The sequence below is a fragment of the Chitinophaga sp. YR627 genome, assembly GCF_900114995.1.
Lineage (GTDB): Bacteria > Bacteroidota > Bacteroidia > Chitinophagales > Chitinophagaceae > Chitinophaga.
Map to the genome: position 1 here is coordinate 1 of NZ_FOUX01000004.1, position 12,869 is coordinate 12,869.

General features: G+C 46.4%; 12 protein-coding genes. 1 reads left to right on the forward strand and 11 read right to left on the reverse strand.

Going from position 1 to position 12,869, the window contains the following annotated elements; all coding sequences use genetic code 11:
* Positions 1 to 437 precede the first annotated feature (437 nt).
* Positions 438 to 2,171: a M14 family metallopeptidase gene (locus BMZ72_RS20590; RefSeq protein ID WP_089811615.1), complete on the forward strand. Its 1,734-nt coding sequence runs from the start codon at positions 438 to 440 to the stop codon at positions 2,169 to 2,171.
* 102 nt (positions 2,172 to 2,273) lie between these two features.
* Here BMZ72_RS20590 and BMZ72_RS20595 read toward each other — a convergent pair whose 3' ends face one another.
* The 11 genes from BMZ72_RS20595 to BMZ72_RS20645 all read right to left on the reverse strand — a co-directional run bounded on the left by BMZ72_RS20595 (position 2,274) and on the right by BMZ72_RS20645 (position 12,852).
* A complete protein-coding gene (locus BMZ72_RS20595; protein ID WP_177222866.1) occupies positions 2,274 to 3,311 on the reverse strand; it encodes a beta-ketoacyl synthase chain length factor in 1,038 nt (345 codons plus the stop codon).
* A gap of 16 nt (positions 3,312 to 3,327) precedes the next feature.
* Complete coding sequence (locus BMZ72_RS20600; RefSeq protein ID WP_089811617.1) at positions 3,328 to 4,542, reverse strand: beta-ketoacyl-[acyl-carrier-protein] synthase family protein; 1,215 nt, start codon at positions 4,540 to 4,542, stop codon at positions 3,328 to 3,330.
* A 12-nt stretch (positions 4,543 to 4,554) separates the two neighbouring features.
* Positions 4,555 to 4,812 carry a phosphopantetheine-binding protein gene (locus BMZ72_RS20605; protein WP_089811618.1) on the reverse strand — a complete coding sequence of 86 codons (258 nt, stop codon included), beginning with the start codon at positions 4,810 to 4,812 and terminating at the stop codon, positions 4,555 to 4,557.
* Positions 4,813 to 4,949: 137 nt separating this feature from the next.
* Positions 4,950 to 6,242 (reverse strand): ABC transporter permease, encoded by a 1,293-nt coding sequence (locus BMZ72_RS20610; protein ID WP_089811619.1) that lies wholly within the window; start codon positions 6,240 to 6,242, stop codon positions 4,950 to 4,952.
* Between the two features lie 10 nt (positions 6,243 to 6,252).
* Positions 6,253 to 6,999, reverse strand: a complete 747-nt coding sequence (locus BMZ72_RS20615) for an ABC transporter ATP-binding protein (RefSeq protein ID WP_255373253.1) — start codon at positions 6,997 to 6,999, stop codon at positions 6,253 to 6,255.
* Positions 6,999 to 8,024, reverse strand: a complete 1,026-nt coding sequence (locus BMZ72_RS20620; protein ID WP_089811620.1) for a BtrH-related acyltransferase DarH — start codon at positions 8,022 to 8,024, stop codon at positions 6,999 to 7,001. The genes BMZ72_RS20615 and BMZ72_RS20620 overlap by 1 nt, the downstream gene beginning before the upstream one ends.
* Positions 8,025 to 8,070: 46 nt before the next feature.
* Positions 8,071 to 8,469, reverse strand: coding sequence for a flexirubin biosynthesis protein DarG (locus BMZ72_RS20625; RefSeq protein ID WP_089811621.1), 399 nt, complete (start codon positions 8,467 to 8,469; stop codon positions 8,071 to 8,073).
* A 207-nt stretch (positions 8,470 to 8,676) separates the two neighbouring features.
* Positions 8,677 to 9,813: a dialkylresorcinol biosynthesis protein DarB gene (locus BMZ72_RS20630; RefSeq protein ID WP_089811622.1), complete on the reverse strand. Its 1,137-nt coding sequence runs from the start codon at positions 9,811 to 9,813 to the stop codon at positions 8,677 to 8,679.
* 300 nt (positions 9,814 to 10,113) lie between these two features.
* On the reverse strand, positions 10,114 to 11,034 hold the full coding sequence (locus tag BMZ72_RS20635; protein ID WP_089811623.1) for a hypothetical protein: 921 nt from the start codon (positions 11,032 to 11,034) through the stop codon (positions 10,114 to 10,116).
* A 309-nt stretch (positions 11,035 to 11,343) separates the two neighbouring features.
* The gene (locus tag BMZ72_RS20640; protein WP_089811624.1) at positions 11,344 to 12,012 is read right to left on the reverse strand and encodes a class I SAM-dependent methyltransferase; all 669 of its coding nucleotides are present in this window, start codon (positions 12,010 to 12,012) and stop codon (positions 11,344 to 11,346) included.
* 120 nt (positions 12,013 to 12,132) lie between these two features.
* On the reverse strand, positions 12,133 to 12,852 hold the full coding sequence (locus tag BMZ72_RS20645) for a head GIN domain-containing protein (protein WP_089811625.1): 720 nt from the start codon (positions 12,850 to 12,852) through the stop codon (positions 12,133 to 12,135).
* Positions 12,853 to 12,869 lie beyond the last annotated feature (17 nt).

Consider the following 12,869-nt stretch of genomic DNA (forward strand, 5'->3'; position numbering starts at 1 on the left):
GCTACTTGTGATTTTGTAATCTTATAACGAGCAGCCACCTGGCTCATGCTTTGGTCCCCAGCCATATATTCGGCTACGACTTTATTCATGAATGACTGCTCATATTGAAATTGCATTCCTAGACGCCCTTTACGTCCCTCATTGTTTGAATTTTGCATGTTTTACACTTTTTAAGGTGTAAACCTATTTCAGGATCATACAGATGCCGTTTCAATATTCTTTATCCTACGTTAATCCTACGTTCCGGAACGTAAGATTAACGTAGGATAAAGAATATTAAACCAATATCAAACCCTTATTTTACGAGTCAAAAAATACGTTTTTCTACTCTTTCTTTCCTCGCAACTATGAAATAACTTTACTGTCTGGCCGAAATTCAGTTAATCATTCACTGAATATTATTAATTAACCAAAATCACAATACGTATCTTATTTAGATGAAAAAACTCTTCCATATCGCCGTCATCATCTGTTGCTGTTACTCTGTTGCCGCACAGAACCTGACCACCCGTTTTGAAAAAACACAGGGGCAGGAAACGGCAACCTATGCAGAATGTATCGCCTACTATCAACAGCTCGATAAACGTTTTCCACAGATCCTGATGAAGGAAATGGGAAATACAGATGCCGGTCTGCCATTACACCTGGTCATCTACTCTCCTTCGGGTGATTTCAATTTTACCAGCCTTCGCCAGAAAAACAAACGTATCATACTGGTTAACAACGGTATTCACTCCGGCGAACCAGACGGTATTGACGCATCCATGCTATTATTACGCGACCTGGCGCTTGGTAAAAAGAAACTGCCGGACAACATCGTCCTGGCCGTTATTCCAGTGTATAATATCGGCGGCGCCCTGAACCGCAGCACCGATTACCGGGTCGATCAGAATGGTCCCGCGGCCTTTGGTTCCCGTGGCAATGCCCGCAACTATGACCTGAACCGCGACTTTATAAAAGCCGACTCCCGCAACGCCCGCTCCTTCCAGCAGATCTATCAGCTGACAGATCCGGACGTCTTTATCGACAACCATGTCAGCAACGGAGCCGACTACCAGCATATTATGACGCTCTTATCCACAGAGCATAACAAAATGGGCGGCGTTATGGGCAACTTCCTGCACCAGGAATTTGAACCCGGCATCTACCGGCTCATGAAAGAAAAAGGATACGACCTGGTGCCCTATGTCAATCACTTTGGTGAAACGCCGGAAAACGGCTGGATCACCTATGCGGATGGTCCGCGTTATTCCAGTGGCTACACCACCCTTTTCCATACCTTCGGTTTTGTGCCCGAAACACATATGCTGAAACCTTATCCGCAAAGGGTACAGGCCACCTATGCCCTGATGGAATCTTTCATCAGTTTCGTCAGCCAGCACAGTGAAGAGATCAAAACCCTGCGTGCAAAAACAAAGGAACAGGAAAAAACACAGGATCGTTTTCCGCTGGAGTGGAACGTGGATACCACTCACTACAGCATGATCAATTTCAAGGGATATGTGGCTATTCACAAACCCAGTGATATCTCCGGAGAACCACGTCTATTTTACGATCGTAGTAAACCTTTTGAGAAACAGGTGAAGTTCTTCGACAACGTAGTAGCGGGTAACTTCATACAGAAACCGGAAGCCTACATTATCCCGCAGGGCTGGTGGAACGTACTGGACCTTCTGAAAAATAACGCCGTACAAATGCGACGTTTGTCACAGGACACCACTATTCTGGTAGAGACTTATCATATCGCCGATTATAAAACAGCACAACGTCCCTATGAAGGTCATTACCTGCATAGCGGCGTAAAACTGACCATTACAAAGGATAGCATCCACTTCCGTAAAGGAGATTATTACATTCCGATGAATCAGGTAGCCAACCGTTATCTCATGGAGACACTGGAGCCAACGGGTGGAGATTCCTTCTTTGCATGGAATTTCTTCGATCCTATCCTGGCGCGTAAAGAAGGCTATTCTCCTTATGTGTTTGAAGATATCGCAGCCACCTATCTGCAATCTAATCCTGCATTACAGGAGGAGATGAAACAGAAAAGAGCGGCTGACAGCAGTTTCGCTAAAAGCGGAGAAGCACAGCTGAGATATGTATATGAGCATTCCCCGTATGCAGAACCAGGGTATATGAGATATCCGGTGTTCAGGCTCATCAAACATTAAGCATTGTACTATGCAGCGAAAATAGCTGCGGATCATAAACGGCAAGAGGCGTCACCTGAAGGTAGACGCCTCTTGCCGTTATAATAACAATTGAAAGAATGCTTAACTGACTTTATGCAGTAACATAAAGCTATGCTGCTCTCCAAAGAAGTGATTATAGATAAGAATATGCTGCAATTTTCGCGGCTGTTCTTTCAGCATCGGAAACCATTGTGCCGGCACCTGCTGTTGTTTCAGTATAGCAGCACCCAGCCATAATGCAAAGGCGCCCGCCGTTTCATAATCTCCACAGAGATGTTTGAATGGTAACTGCGTATTTAAAGCATAACTGTTCAATACATCATAATAATGCAGATGATTGCTGTCAGCATTTGCACCACTCAGTACCAGATCAATATCTTCCGGCTGTACACCATGCTGCGCCAGGAATTGTCCCAATGCTGTATGCAGCTTTTCCGGCGAAGGTTTGTATAACATCTGCAAACCGCCTAACTGTGCATAACTCTGTGCTGTCGCTGTTGGCGTCAGTAAGAAGAATGCTGCTCCTTCACCGGAAATCGTACCGGGAGAAACATGTTCATATAATGTATCACTGGCAATCGTTTCCTGCTTCCAGTGTCCTATTCTGCTCTTAATGAAAAAGTGCTCCGTCGTGATCTCATCAAATGCACCTGCCAGTACATCCGGCTTACCTTCTGATAACAACAGCATACTGTCCAGCAACGCATGCTCAAAAGAGAAACCGCGATGTACAAATGTATTGTTGTACTGTGTGCATTTCTGTTGTAATGCGATCAGTCCGTTTACGGCATTATAAGTCGACTGAATGAAAGGCGTCGGATTGAGCGCACGTTCTTCAAAGTCGCGTATTTCCTTGATAAAACGTTCTGTATCCTGCAGACTTCCCTTACCTGTACCGGTAACAATAGCGCCGGGAACAGCGACACCGCTTTCCTGTAAACATTTCAGGGAAGCGGCCAGGCCCATTTTCAGCACGCGCGTCATACGACGCAGACTATTAGGCGCAATAAATGCACGGTAATCCGGCTCCACACAGGAAAGCATATTCCCCTGGGTTACGGCCATCGGCTGCGACAGCAAATCTCCTTCAAACGTATGCTGGGGAGAAATTGCAGCCATTCCTTGTATGTAACACTTACCCTTCATATTTGCTGATCAGCAGGGAGGCATTATTGCCACCAAAACCGAATGAGTTGGATAACACATGACGCACCGGATAATCCTCCAGCAGACTGGTCTCCGGTGTGATGTATAATTCCTCCATTTTATCTTTGAAATGGAGATTAGGAAATATTAACTGATGCTGGATAGCGAGTACGGAATAGATCGCTTCTATCCCACCCGCTGCTGCCAGTGTATGACCGGTAAAAGGTTTCGTACTGCTGAACTTAGGCGTTTGCTCTCCGAATAAACGCTGTAAAGCCATGCCCTCTGCCACATCATTACTGAGGGTAGCAGTGCCATGTACATTGACATACTGAATATCCGCAGGCACACATCCGCCCATTTCCATCGCACTTTTCATGGCTGCATAGGCGCCATCCCCTTCGGGAGAAGGAGCAGTAGGATGGAAGGCTTCATTGGTGTTGGCATAACCATCTAATGCGGCCAGGATCGTTGCGTTGCGCTCTTTTACCAGCGATTCGCTTTCTAATACAAGATAGGCGGCTCCTTCACCCAGATTCAGTCCGTTACGGTCCTGATCAAAAGGCATACAGGGGCGCTTATCAATATTCTTGAGTGAATTGAAACCATTAAGGGTAAAACGGGTCAGCGCTTCGGTACCACCGCAGATCACGCGGCGCGCTACCCCAGCTTTGATCAGTCTGGCGCCATACATCAATGCATTCGCAGATGAAGAACAGGCGGTACTGATCGTGGCTATTTGACCTTCTATGCCGACAGTATCAGCGATACGCTGGGTACAATCAGCACAATCAAGGGTATCGATAAATCTGATGAAATCTCCTGTTTTAGCGGGATCGGCAATATCGAAATACACATTCTCGGTATCACACATACCACCGACAGTAGACGCATTGATAAAACCGGCCGGTTCATCCTGCATATCGGTAATACCTGCATGCCGCAAAGCTTCCTGCATCGCGATCAACCCCAGTAATGCCGTACGGGTATAGCCTTCTTTTCCGGCTACACCAGCCATTTCACTGAGTTCCTGCGTAGTATGCTTTACCTCAGCTACAGGTAATACATCTTTGTAAATAGTAGTCAGCTGCCTGGTGTAATCCAGACCGCTCTGTTGCGCACGCAGACTACGAAGGTTGCCGGCAACATCATCACCTATGGCGGTGATCATCCCTACTCCTGTTATAAACACACGTTCCGCCATACCAGGTACTGCTTACGCAGGTTGTTTGGATTGGATGAATTCTGCCATGGATTGTACAGACTGTAAGATCTTTCTTCCTTCACGTGGATCTTCAACTTTGATATGATAATATCTTTCCAGTAATACCATCAGTTCCAGGGAATCAATGCTGTCAAGTCCCAGACCATCGCCAAACAGCGGCGCATTATCATCAATGTCTTCAGGACGGGTATCCTGCAGGTTCAACGCCTCGATAATCTGAACTTTCAATTTTTGTTTTAACTCTTCCATAGTTTGTTGCAGGTTTATACTTCCATCTTATTTTCAGGAAGCCCGGGCCTCCTTGAGCAATTTTTTTGCCAGGGTAGCCGTAAAAATACAGTTTTACCGTCAATAGTCAATGTGTGGCTTACTCACACATCGTTCCACTAGCTGAGTCTTCTCTTCTCAATGCCCGCTGCTATACATAACAGTACAATCGCAAACACAACCAGCTTACCCACATCGCCCCATATGTGACTCACCCCCACATTCCTCAGATAAATATCGTTGATCGCATCCAGTCCCCAGCTTAACGGTGATAAATGCCCTATCATTTGCATATGCGGAGGCATGATCTCCAGCGGGATCCAGATCCCGCCGATAGCAGAAAGGATCACAATAGAAATAGCGCCGAAATTCAGTGCCTGATTCGGTGTCTTAAACACTGTACCCACCAGGATACCATATGAGGTAGCTGCCAGTCCGATGCCAATAGCTACAATAAATGCAGCCAGAAAGCTTTGTCCCAGTGTCAGCTGCGGCAATCCCAGTAATGGCAGCAGATAAATACCTACCTGCATCATCAGATAGAACTGCACCACACAAACACCCACAAAGAACAGCATCTTTCCTGCCAGAATAGCGAGATAGGAACCAGGGATCAGTTTCATCCGCAGCATACTCCCATCCTCTCTTTCCCTGATCATATTACCTGCTATCGGAATCACGATGAAGAACATCGCAAAGATGCTCCAGGCAGGCACATTATGCTGTACAGAGTTAGAGATCACATCGAGTTCCTGCGACGGTCCTGTCAGTTGTTCTTTTAATCCTACAGCCTTCAGCTGTATGTTCATCGAATCGTTCTCCTCTCCTGCATCCTTTCTCTTCAGTTGTTTCTTGATTCTCTCCAGCAACATATCTGTTTCCACCTGCGTCAGGAAATTATCCAGCGCCTGATGGATCGCACTTTTAAACGCTTTTTTAGAAGCAGGATCAAAGTATACAGTTACATGCAGTGAATCTTTTCTGTTGCTCACCGGTAATACATTCTCCGGCATGCCCATCCTGCGGGAAATATCATTCACGATCTTGTTGGCATTGCTGACAATCGCGCCGGTAGCGCCTTTCGGAATGATAATACAGATCTGGTAATTACCTTCATTCACCAATGACCTGGCTTGCTGCTCCGTCACCGGTGCCCCCTCCACAGAATCTATCACGTTGAACTGGCTTGTTTGTCCCAGTCCTTCTTTAATATATTTTCCAAGACGTCCTCCATCATTATCCACTGTAAGGATATCAAATTTCAGCTCCTGGTAATCACGGAAAGGCGCATCCTCGATCAATGCCATTACCGTGATCAGTACGACCGGCATAGCAAAGAGCAGGGTCAGCCCTGTTCTGTCGCGTAACAGTAACAACCATTCTTTCCGTATAGTAGCCAGTAATCGTAACATCCGGTTCTAATTAGTCTCTTAATGCATGTCCTGTATAGTGCAGGAACACGTCTTCCAGGTTACGGCAATCGTCATGCCTTGCAATCAGTTCTGCTGTACCGCCCTGTACCACTGCGTGTCCTTCATCGATGATCACCACTTCGCTACAGATCGTCTGTGCTTCATCGAGCAGATGCGAAGTATACACAATACTTACACCCTGCTGATTGTATTCACGGAGGAACTGCAGGATCATGGTGCGCGATTGTACATCCACGCCGGCGGTTGGTTCATCCAGTATCAGCAACCGGGGCTGGTGTAAGATAGCTGCGATGATATTGGTACGTCGTTTCATTCCTCCGGAATAATGACGCACCTGTTTATGACCCGCTTTTTCCAGTCCGAACGCCTGCAGGTACTGATCTATAAGGCTGCGCAGGGGCTTGCCTTTCAGTCCGTACAGGTTACCGAAATACTCGAGATTTTCAATCGCTGTAAGGTGTGGAAATAATGCGATCTGCTGTGGCACGACGCCTATCAGCTTTTTGATTGCTTCGCGGTTGGCAGCGTTCTGTTGCTGATCAAATATCTGTACCTGACCAGCATCTGCTTTTACCAATCCGCACAGGATGGATATTGTAGTCGTCTTCCCCGCTCCGTTAGGTCCAAGCAACCCTACGATACTTCCTTCGGGGAAGCTGAATGAAAGGCCTTTCAGAGATGGTTCCAGCGCTCCTTTATATGTTTTGTGCAGCTCCTGCACCAGCATGCTGGTCATTATAATTTCACTTTCGACAATTTCCGGAATAATACTTCTTCCTCAGCAGCACATTGCATGAGCATTTCACTCAGTTCGCCATACGATACGTTGTTAGCGCTTCTGCTTTTACATACCCTGCCTGCATTGAATGCAAAGGTGCGCCATGTATCCCCGATACGGGTCAGCTCCGCTGACAGTTCAGATAATTCATCTCTTCTGAGAATACCGGCTGCTTCCTGTAAGAAGGCCGCGTACATGAAACGGAAACCAGCACCACCGGTGCCTATTTCTTCCTGCATACGGATAATATTCCCCAGGTATAAAACGGCTTTTCTGTCGCCTACTTTCTCCGGATAATGCTTCAGTCGTTTCGCAAGGAAACGCATACCTTTTACACCAAACATCGGCAGCGGAATATTCAGCATATCACTGCATGCCTGTTTGATCCCATCACGGATAGGCTGTGCGAAAGAAACCTCTTTAGGTACTTCAACAGGGTAATACATCTTTCCTTTAGGAGCGGGAAATCCTTTCGCGAAGCGGGCTTCTGCCAGGCTTTTTGGATCGATCTCCGTTACCTGCTCCATAATAGGATCGCTGATAAGATAGTTATCCCCATCCTTTCCATAAGCGACCAGGTTATGGGCGTTGAAATGGAAACGATAGGCTGGCGGGAAATACGGGAGGTAGTATACGCTGGATAACAGCCCTACGGGTCTGCCCTGTTCCAGTACGCGATCCAGTGCTTCCATTCCCTTCTGCGGATTAGAAAAGGTCTGTGATTCTATTTTCACACCCAGGCGTTTGCTCACTCTTTTAAAGATAGCACCTGGCACCACACGATAGGTAGTACCCGGCACACCGTTCACCTTTACAAAAGGCAGGTGACCAAAGAAGATACCGGCGCCTATACCAAAGGCCATCGGCTCGCTGATCTCTAATCCGTAGTGACGGAATATATTGGAAATGACCCCACTCTCACAGTGAGCTGTCTGCGCGTGATGAAACTGCGTATCACTCATAACTTCCAGTACCTCATCCATTTTGGGTAATAATTTATAGTGGTTGGTCCGGCGGGGCCGGCACTGCTTATTTAATGTTTTGCAATTCCTGTAGGGTGATCTTGAATGCTGCTGCATACTTCCGCAGCATACCCTCACTCAGTTTGTTAAATACAGCTGGTTTCATATGGCGTTTTACCTGCCATTGAAACTTACCCACATAGCTGGCCAGTAAAGGCAGGTCCATGATGGTTTTTTCCATGTAGTATGCCACCGGACTGATCTCGCCGGCCAGCACACGGGCACGGGCCTGTTGCACACGTTCATTGATCTCTTCCCACGCCTGTTGCATAGCGACGTTTTCAGGTTCCCAGCCTACACTGGTTACCGGTACGTACTGGCCTGCGTTGTCAGTCGCGTAGAACAACTGCCTGAAACTGCCTTCATGCATGTTGTTGCCATCCTGGGGAACATCTTCTTTTTTCATGTGTCTGTATTTATGCAAAAAGGAGCATTCGCTCCTTTTTCAATCAGGAATCAGGAATGATGAATTAGTGATGAATGCTATAATTGAATCACTTATTATAAATGGTCTTACCACTGTAATAGTCAAATCAAATGAAGGTAACAGGTTGATACCATTGCCGATCCCTAATTCTTAATGCCTGATTCCCTAATTTTTAGTATCGTCTGATTATACTACCGTAATGTGTGCATAAGCATACGAGAACCTTGCACTCTCCGGCACCATCATTACAATTGTCTGGCCTTTCTTCAGCATATCATTGTTCAGCAGTTCTTCCAGCATCAGATAAGGAGATGCAGTACCTACGTTACCCACTTTGGTTAGGTTGGTAAACCATTTTTCCTGCGGGATAGGTACGCCCAGACGGGTGATCTCTTCATCGATCTTAAAGCGGAAGAATTCGGAAGACAGGTGAGGCAGGAAGTAGTCCAGTTTATCGAGGTCAATGTTATAACGCTCTACCAGTTCTTTCCACATTTTTGCACCGGAAGGAACAATGTTTGCGCCCAGCAGACGGGTATCCTGTTTGAAGGAGAATACGCTGTGCTGTGCCCATTCGTCCGGTGTCATATCGATCCAGCCTGTAGTGCTGCCGTCTTCATTTTTGATGGAACCTGCATACATACAGGTTTCCAGTTCGTGTGCATAAGATGCTATCTCTACCCAGTCCACACGCAGGGACAGACCCTCTTCGTTTGGTTTATCCTGGAACAGGGCTGCACTGGCGCCGTCGGACAGCATCCAGCGAAGGAAATCTTTTTCGAAAGCGATGATCGGATTGCTTTCCAGTTGCTTCAGGTTTTCTGCTTCAGGCTCGAATTTCTCTGCCAGCATCCAGCTGGAGAATTTCTCAGAACCAGAGCTGACAGCGTTGCTGGTGTTACCACATTTGATGGACATCCAGGCATATTTAAATGCCTGCATACCCGCAGCACATGCACCTGTAGCAGCGATCAGTTCAACCGGCTGGCATTTCAGCAAACCATGCACCATAGCGGCGTGGTTCGGCAGCAGCTGATCAGGGGAAGTCGTTCCGCAGGCCAGCAGTTGCAATTGGCTCAGGGGGAATTTATCATCAAACAGACTGTTTACAGCCGTAGCTGTCATTTCAGCATTTGAGTGAGTAGATTTACCTTCTTTATCCAGTGAATAATAACGGGTCTTGATTTTATTATTTCCCAGAATTCTCAAACGGGCACGGGAAGGCTTTCCGTCCACCAAACCCAAAATGCTTTCCATTTCATCATTCTCTACTGGCTCATTTGGCAAAAACTTAGCAAGCCTTGTAATATAAACTTCCTTCATTTGAAATAGATTCCTGTTTTATTATAAGTAGATGCCCATCCTCCAATTTAAAGACTGGCTGTTGATTGTTAACCTTTTATATTTCCGTTGCAGGCTCCTCGGTCTTTCAGCTGATAGGCGTATCCCATCTGGTTATGTCAATTACTCTAATGTCCGGTTTGCCCCTTTTCACGACTTTTTCACACACAAACGCCCGTAAATATAGAATACTCTACGGAAATTACCGTAAAACAGTCGTTTACATGTTGTCCCCTTTCAATAATTGTACGATAAGTTGATTACATGACCAATCCCGAAGACTTAGCGCAGATGTATACCTTTATAGTACTTCACATCTTCCTGGAGCTTACCCTTATTTAACGCGAGCTTGAACATGGATGTTATCTTGGCGATAGGTGATAATACGAATATGCCGATCAGCAGTAATCCTCTGTACATAGATACCCTGCCCTGACGTTCCGGGGCGCCCGGACCACCTTTCGCACTGATGAACTTTGACCAGTAGCGGAATGCCCTGATACCTCTGTCTTCCAGCAGGATCAGGTTAGGCAGCAGATCCACTGCTCCTAATTCCAGCAACCGGGGCTGCAATGCGTCCCACTGTCTGTCTTCCAGCACTTTAGCGATCGGACCTGCAAAACGTACGGATTCAACAATATCCACTTCCTGTACACCTGCGGGTGGTAACAGGGAGGTTGCTTCTTTCTTTCCTTTGAACTGCCATCTCAATACTGTGATCAGGGCTACGAGGTTAGGTGATTTATCCACCAATACAATATTGCCTACCAGGTGTGCGCCTGCCTTATGCAGATATTGCTTTACGCTTTCCTGTGCGTTCAGCCACATATTACGACATCCCATCAGCGTGATCACAGGTTTACCTTTCAGCAAACGTGCCGCTGATTCACTCTGCAAAAATGCTGCCGTAGGCTGTGATGGAGAAAGGAACCAGGGTTGATAAGCCAGGATAACAAGGTCAAAATGCTCATCCGGGTTCACTTTCAGCGGAGCGATAGCAGCAGGTTTACCTAATACCGTTTCAGGCATTGTATCATAAAAAACCTGCTTCTTCCACGGGAACTCAAATGGTTTCACTGGTTTCAATTCCTCGTATACGATGGTTGCTTTATCCTGTAAAGGGCCTAATACCGTATCGACAATTCGCTTTAATTGTCCTGTTTGCGTATAATATACAACCAGGATCTTAGGTCGTTCAATCATAAAAGGAATAGGAGGTTCAACAATTGAAGCCGTAAACTTACGAAAAACAACTGTAGGTAAAAGATATTTTTTTGTTATATGAATAGCTGTAATCCCTAATAAAAACGCCCGCCGGAAGGTGTTGACACTTTCCGGCGGGCCGTAAATATAAAGAAGTATTTAATTAGTCTTGTGCCCTAGCCAGGTACTGCCATATCCTCTGCATTTGTTTACAGCAGTACCGTGGCCAAAGGACTTAATAAGTTGTATTACAGTTACAAAGATGCTGAAAGATGCTATCTGAGCCATAACATAAATGTTAAAGAGTACTTAAATTTTAATTCCCCGTAAACAAATATTCTCCAGCTGAACAGTAGCCCCGCCACCCTGTGGGGTTTTGGCATCTTCCGTTGCCGTTATTACCTCAGCGACCGCAAAACCATTTTTCTGTAACAGGGCTTCCGCATCGGCTACACTATATAAAGTAAACCCATGCCCGCTGAACGGCAGCTGCCTCATCGACTCCGCCGAACGGATCGCCAGTATCAGCTCTCCGCCTGTTTCCAGTACCCGGTAGATAGACCTTAAAGCCAGTGAAGGGTCGTCCCAGAAGTACAACACATTCGCCGCGAATACCTTTGTAAATGAGTCATCTGCAAAAGGCATGGCTTCTGCTTTGCCCAGGTGCAGTTCCACCGTACCGTCTACAATACGTGCATCATTTGCCCGGGTGGCTTCTTCCACCATCAGGTTCGACATATCCAGTCCCGTATAACGGATAGCTGCTTCTTTTTCAAATAAAGCCGGGATAAAATAACCATTCCCGAAACCAATCTCCAGTACCTTATCTCCCGGTTTCAGTCCTAAGAAGTCGAGTACCATATTATATAATGCGGCATTGGACTTATTCATAGCCAATCCTACCTTAACGCCGTCTTCACCTGCCGGCTCGCGCAGCTGACGTGCTACATCTGCTGCATTCATTGCTGGTTTTTCCATTGTTTCGCTATTAATAAATGATGAGTTATTAACATTTCGTCCTTCGTAAAAAACAAAAGCCAGACAGGCTATCACGTTTTACGCTACCCTGTCTGGCTTCCTTATTAAAATTTATCGCTGTTAATCCTTGTGTACGGACCCTGAGCCGGCAATACTGGAGGTCACCTCAGGACTTCCCTTATAGCCCACATCTCCCGATCCAACGATCTTCGCATTCAGTTTCACGCTGGCGTGAACATCTGCGTTACCGCTACCGGCGATGGTCACTTTGGTATTTTCCGTATGCAGCTCACTACCTTCAAAATTACCGCTTCCTGCCATACTTACCTCCAGATCTTTTGTTTCACCGGTCAGTTTAATATCACCGGAACCGGCAGAAGAAGCGATCACCTTCGGACTATTCACCGCTGCCACCACATTCCCCGCACCTGTAAGCTTAAAGCGCACAGGCTCAGTATTTTCCAGGGTATTGGTCACCACGATATTACCGCTGCCTGCCAGGGACAACTGATATACATCAGGCGCTGTTATTTTTATCTTGATACCATGATGCGACTTAATAGAGACATCGTCTTTCAGATCTACCACCAGCTCATCATCATGAACGTTCAGCTCTATATAGGGCAAGATATTGTCGTCCGCTTCAATAATGGCCGCCTGGGCCGGGCCCTGGGTAAATTCCACATCCATAGACCCTTTCAGGGCAACTTTACCATAAGATCCATTGATTGAACGGGTTTCCGTAGAGACGTTACCGCTGCCTTTGAGGCGACGACCTCCGCAGCTCTGAAGAGCAAACAATACAAGGGCTAATCCTGAAACATAGAGGACTTTTTTCATGCTGGTTGATATTTAGT

Excerpts from the sequence above, each read along its gene's own strand:
- BMZ72_RS20590 (WP_089811615.1), top strand. The coding sequence starts at position 438 with ATGAAAAAACTCTTCCATATCGCCGTCATCATCTGTTGCTGTTACTCT.
- BMZ72_RS20595 (WP_177222866.1), bottom strand. The coding sequence starts at position 3,311 with ATGGCTGCAATTTCTCCCCAGCATACGTTTGAAGGAGATTTGCTGTCG.
- BMZ72_RS20600 (WP_089811617.1), bottom strand. The coding sequence starts at position 4,542 with ATGGCGGAACGTGTGTTTATAACAGGAGTAGGGATGATCACCGCCATA.
- BMZ72_RS20605 (WP_089811618.1), bottom strand. The coding sequence starts at position 4,812 with ATGGAAGAGTTAAAACAAAAATTGAAAGTTCAGATTATCGAGGCGTTG.
- BMZ72_RS20610 (WP_089811619.1), bottom strand. The coding sequence starts at position 6,242 with ATGTTACGATTACTGGCTACTATACGGAAAGAATGGTTGTTACTGTTA.
- BMZ72_RS20615 (WP_255373253.1), bottom strand. The coding sequence starts at position 6,999 with ATGACCAGCATGCTGGTGCAGGAGCTGCACAAAACATATAAAGGAGCG.
- BMZ72_RS20620 (WP_089811620.1), bottom strand. The coding sequence starts at position 8,024 with ATGGATGAGGTACTGGAAGTTATGAGTGATACGCAGTTTCATCACGCG.
- BMZ72_RS20625 (WP_089811621.1), bottom strand. The coding sequence starts at position 8,469 with ATGAAAAAAGAAGATGTTCCCCAGGATGGCAACAACATGCATGAAGGC.
- BMZ72_RS20630 (WP_089811622.1), bottom strand. The coding sequence starts at position 9,813 with ATGAAGGAAGTTTATATTACAAGGCTTGCTAAGTTTTTGCCAAATGAG.
- BMZ72_RS20635 (WP_089811623.1), bottom strand. The coding sequence starts at position 11,034 with ATGATTGAACGACCTAAGATCCTGGTTGTATATTATACGCAAACAGGA.
- BMZ72_RS20640 (WP_089811624.1), bottom strand. The coding sequence starts at position 12,012 with ATGGAAAAACCAGCAATGAATGCAGCAGATGTAGCACGTCAGCTGCGC.
- BMZ72_RS20645 (WP_089811625.1), bottom strand. The coding sequence starts at position 12,852 with ATGAAAAAAGTCCTCTATGTTTCAGGATTAGCCCTTGTATTGTTTGCT.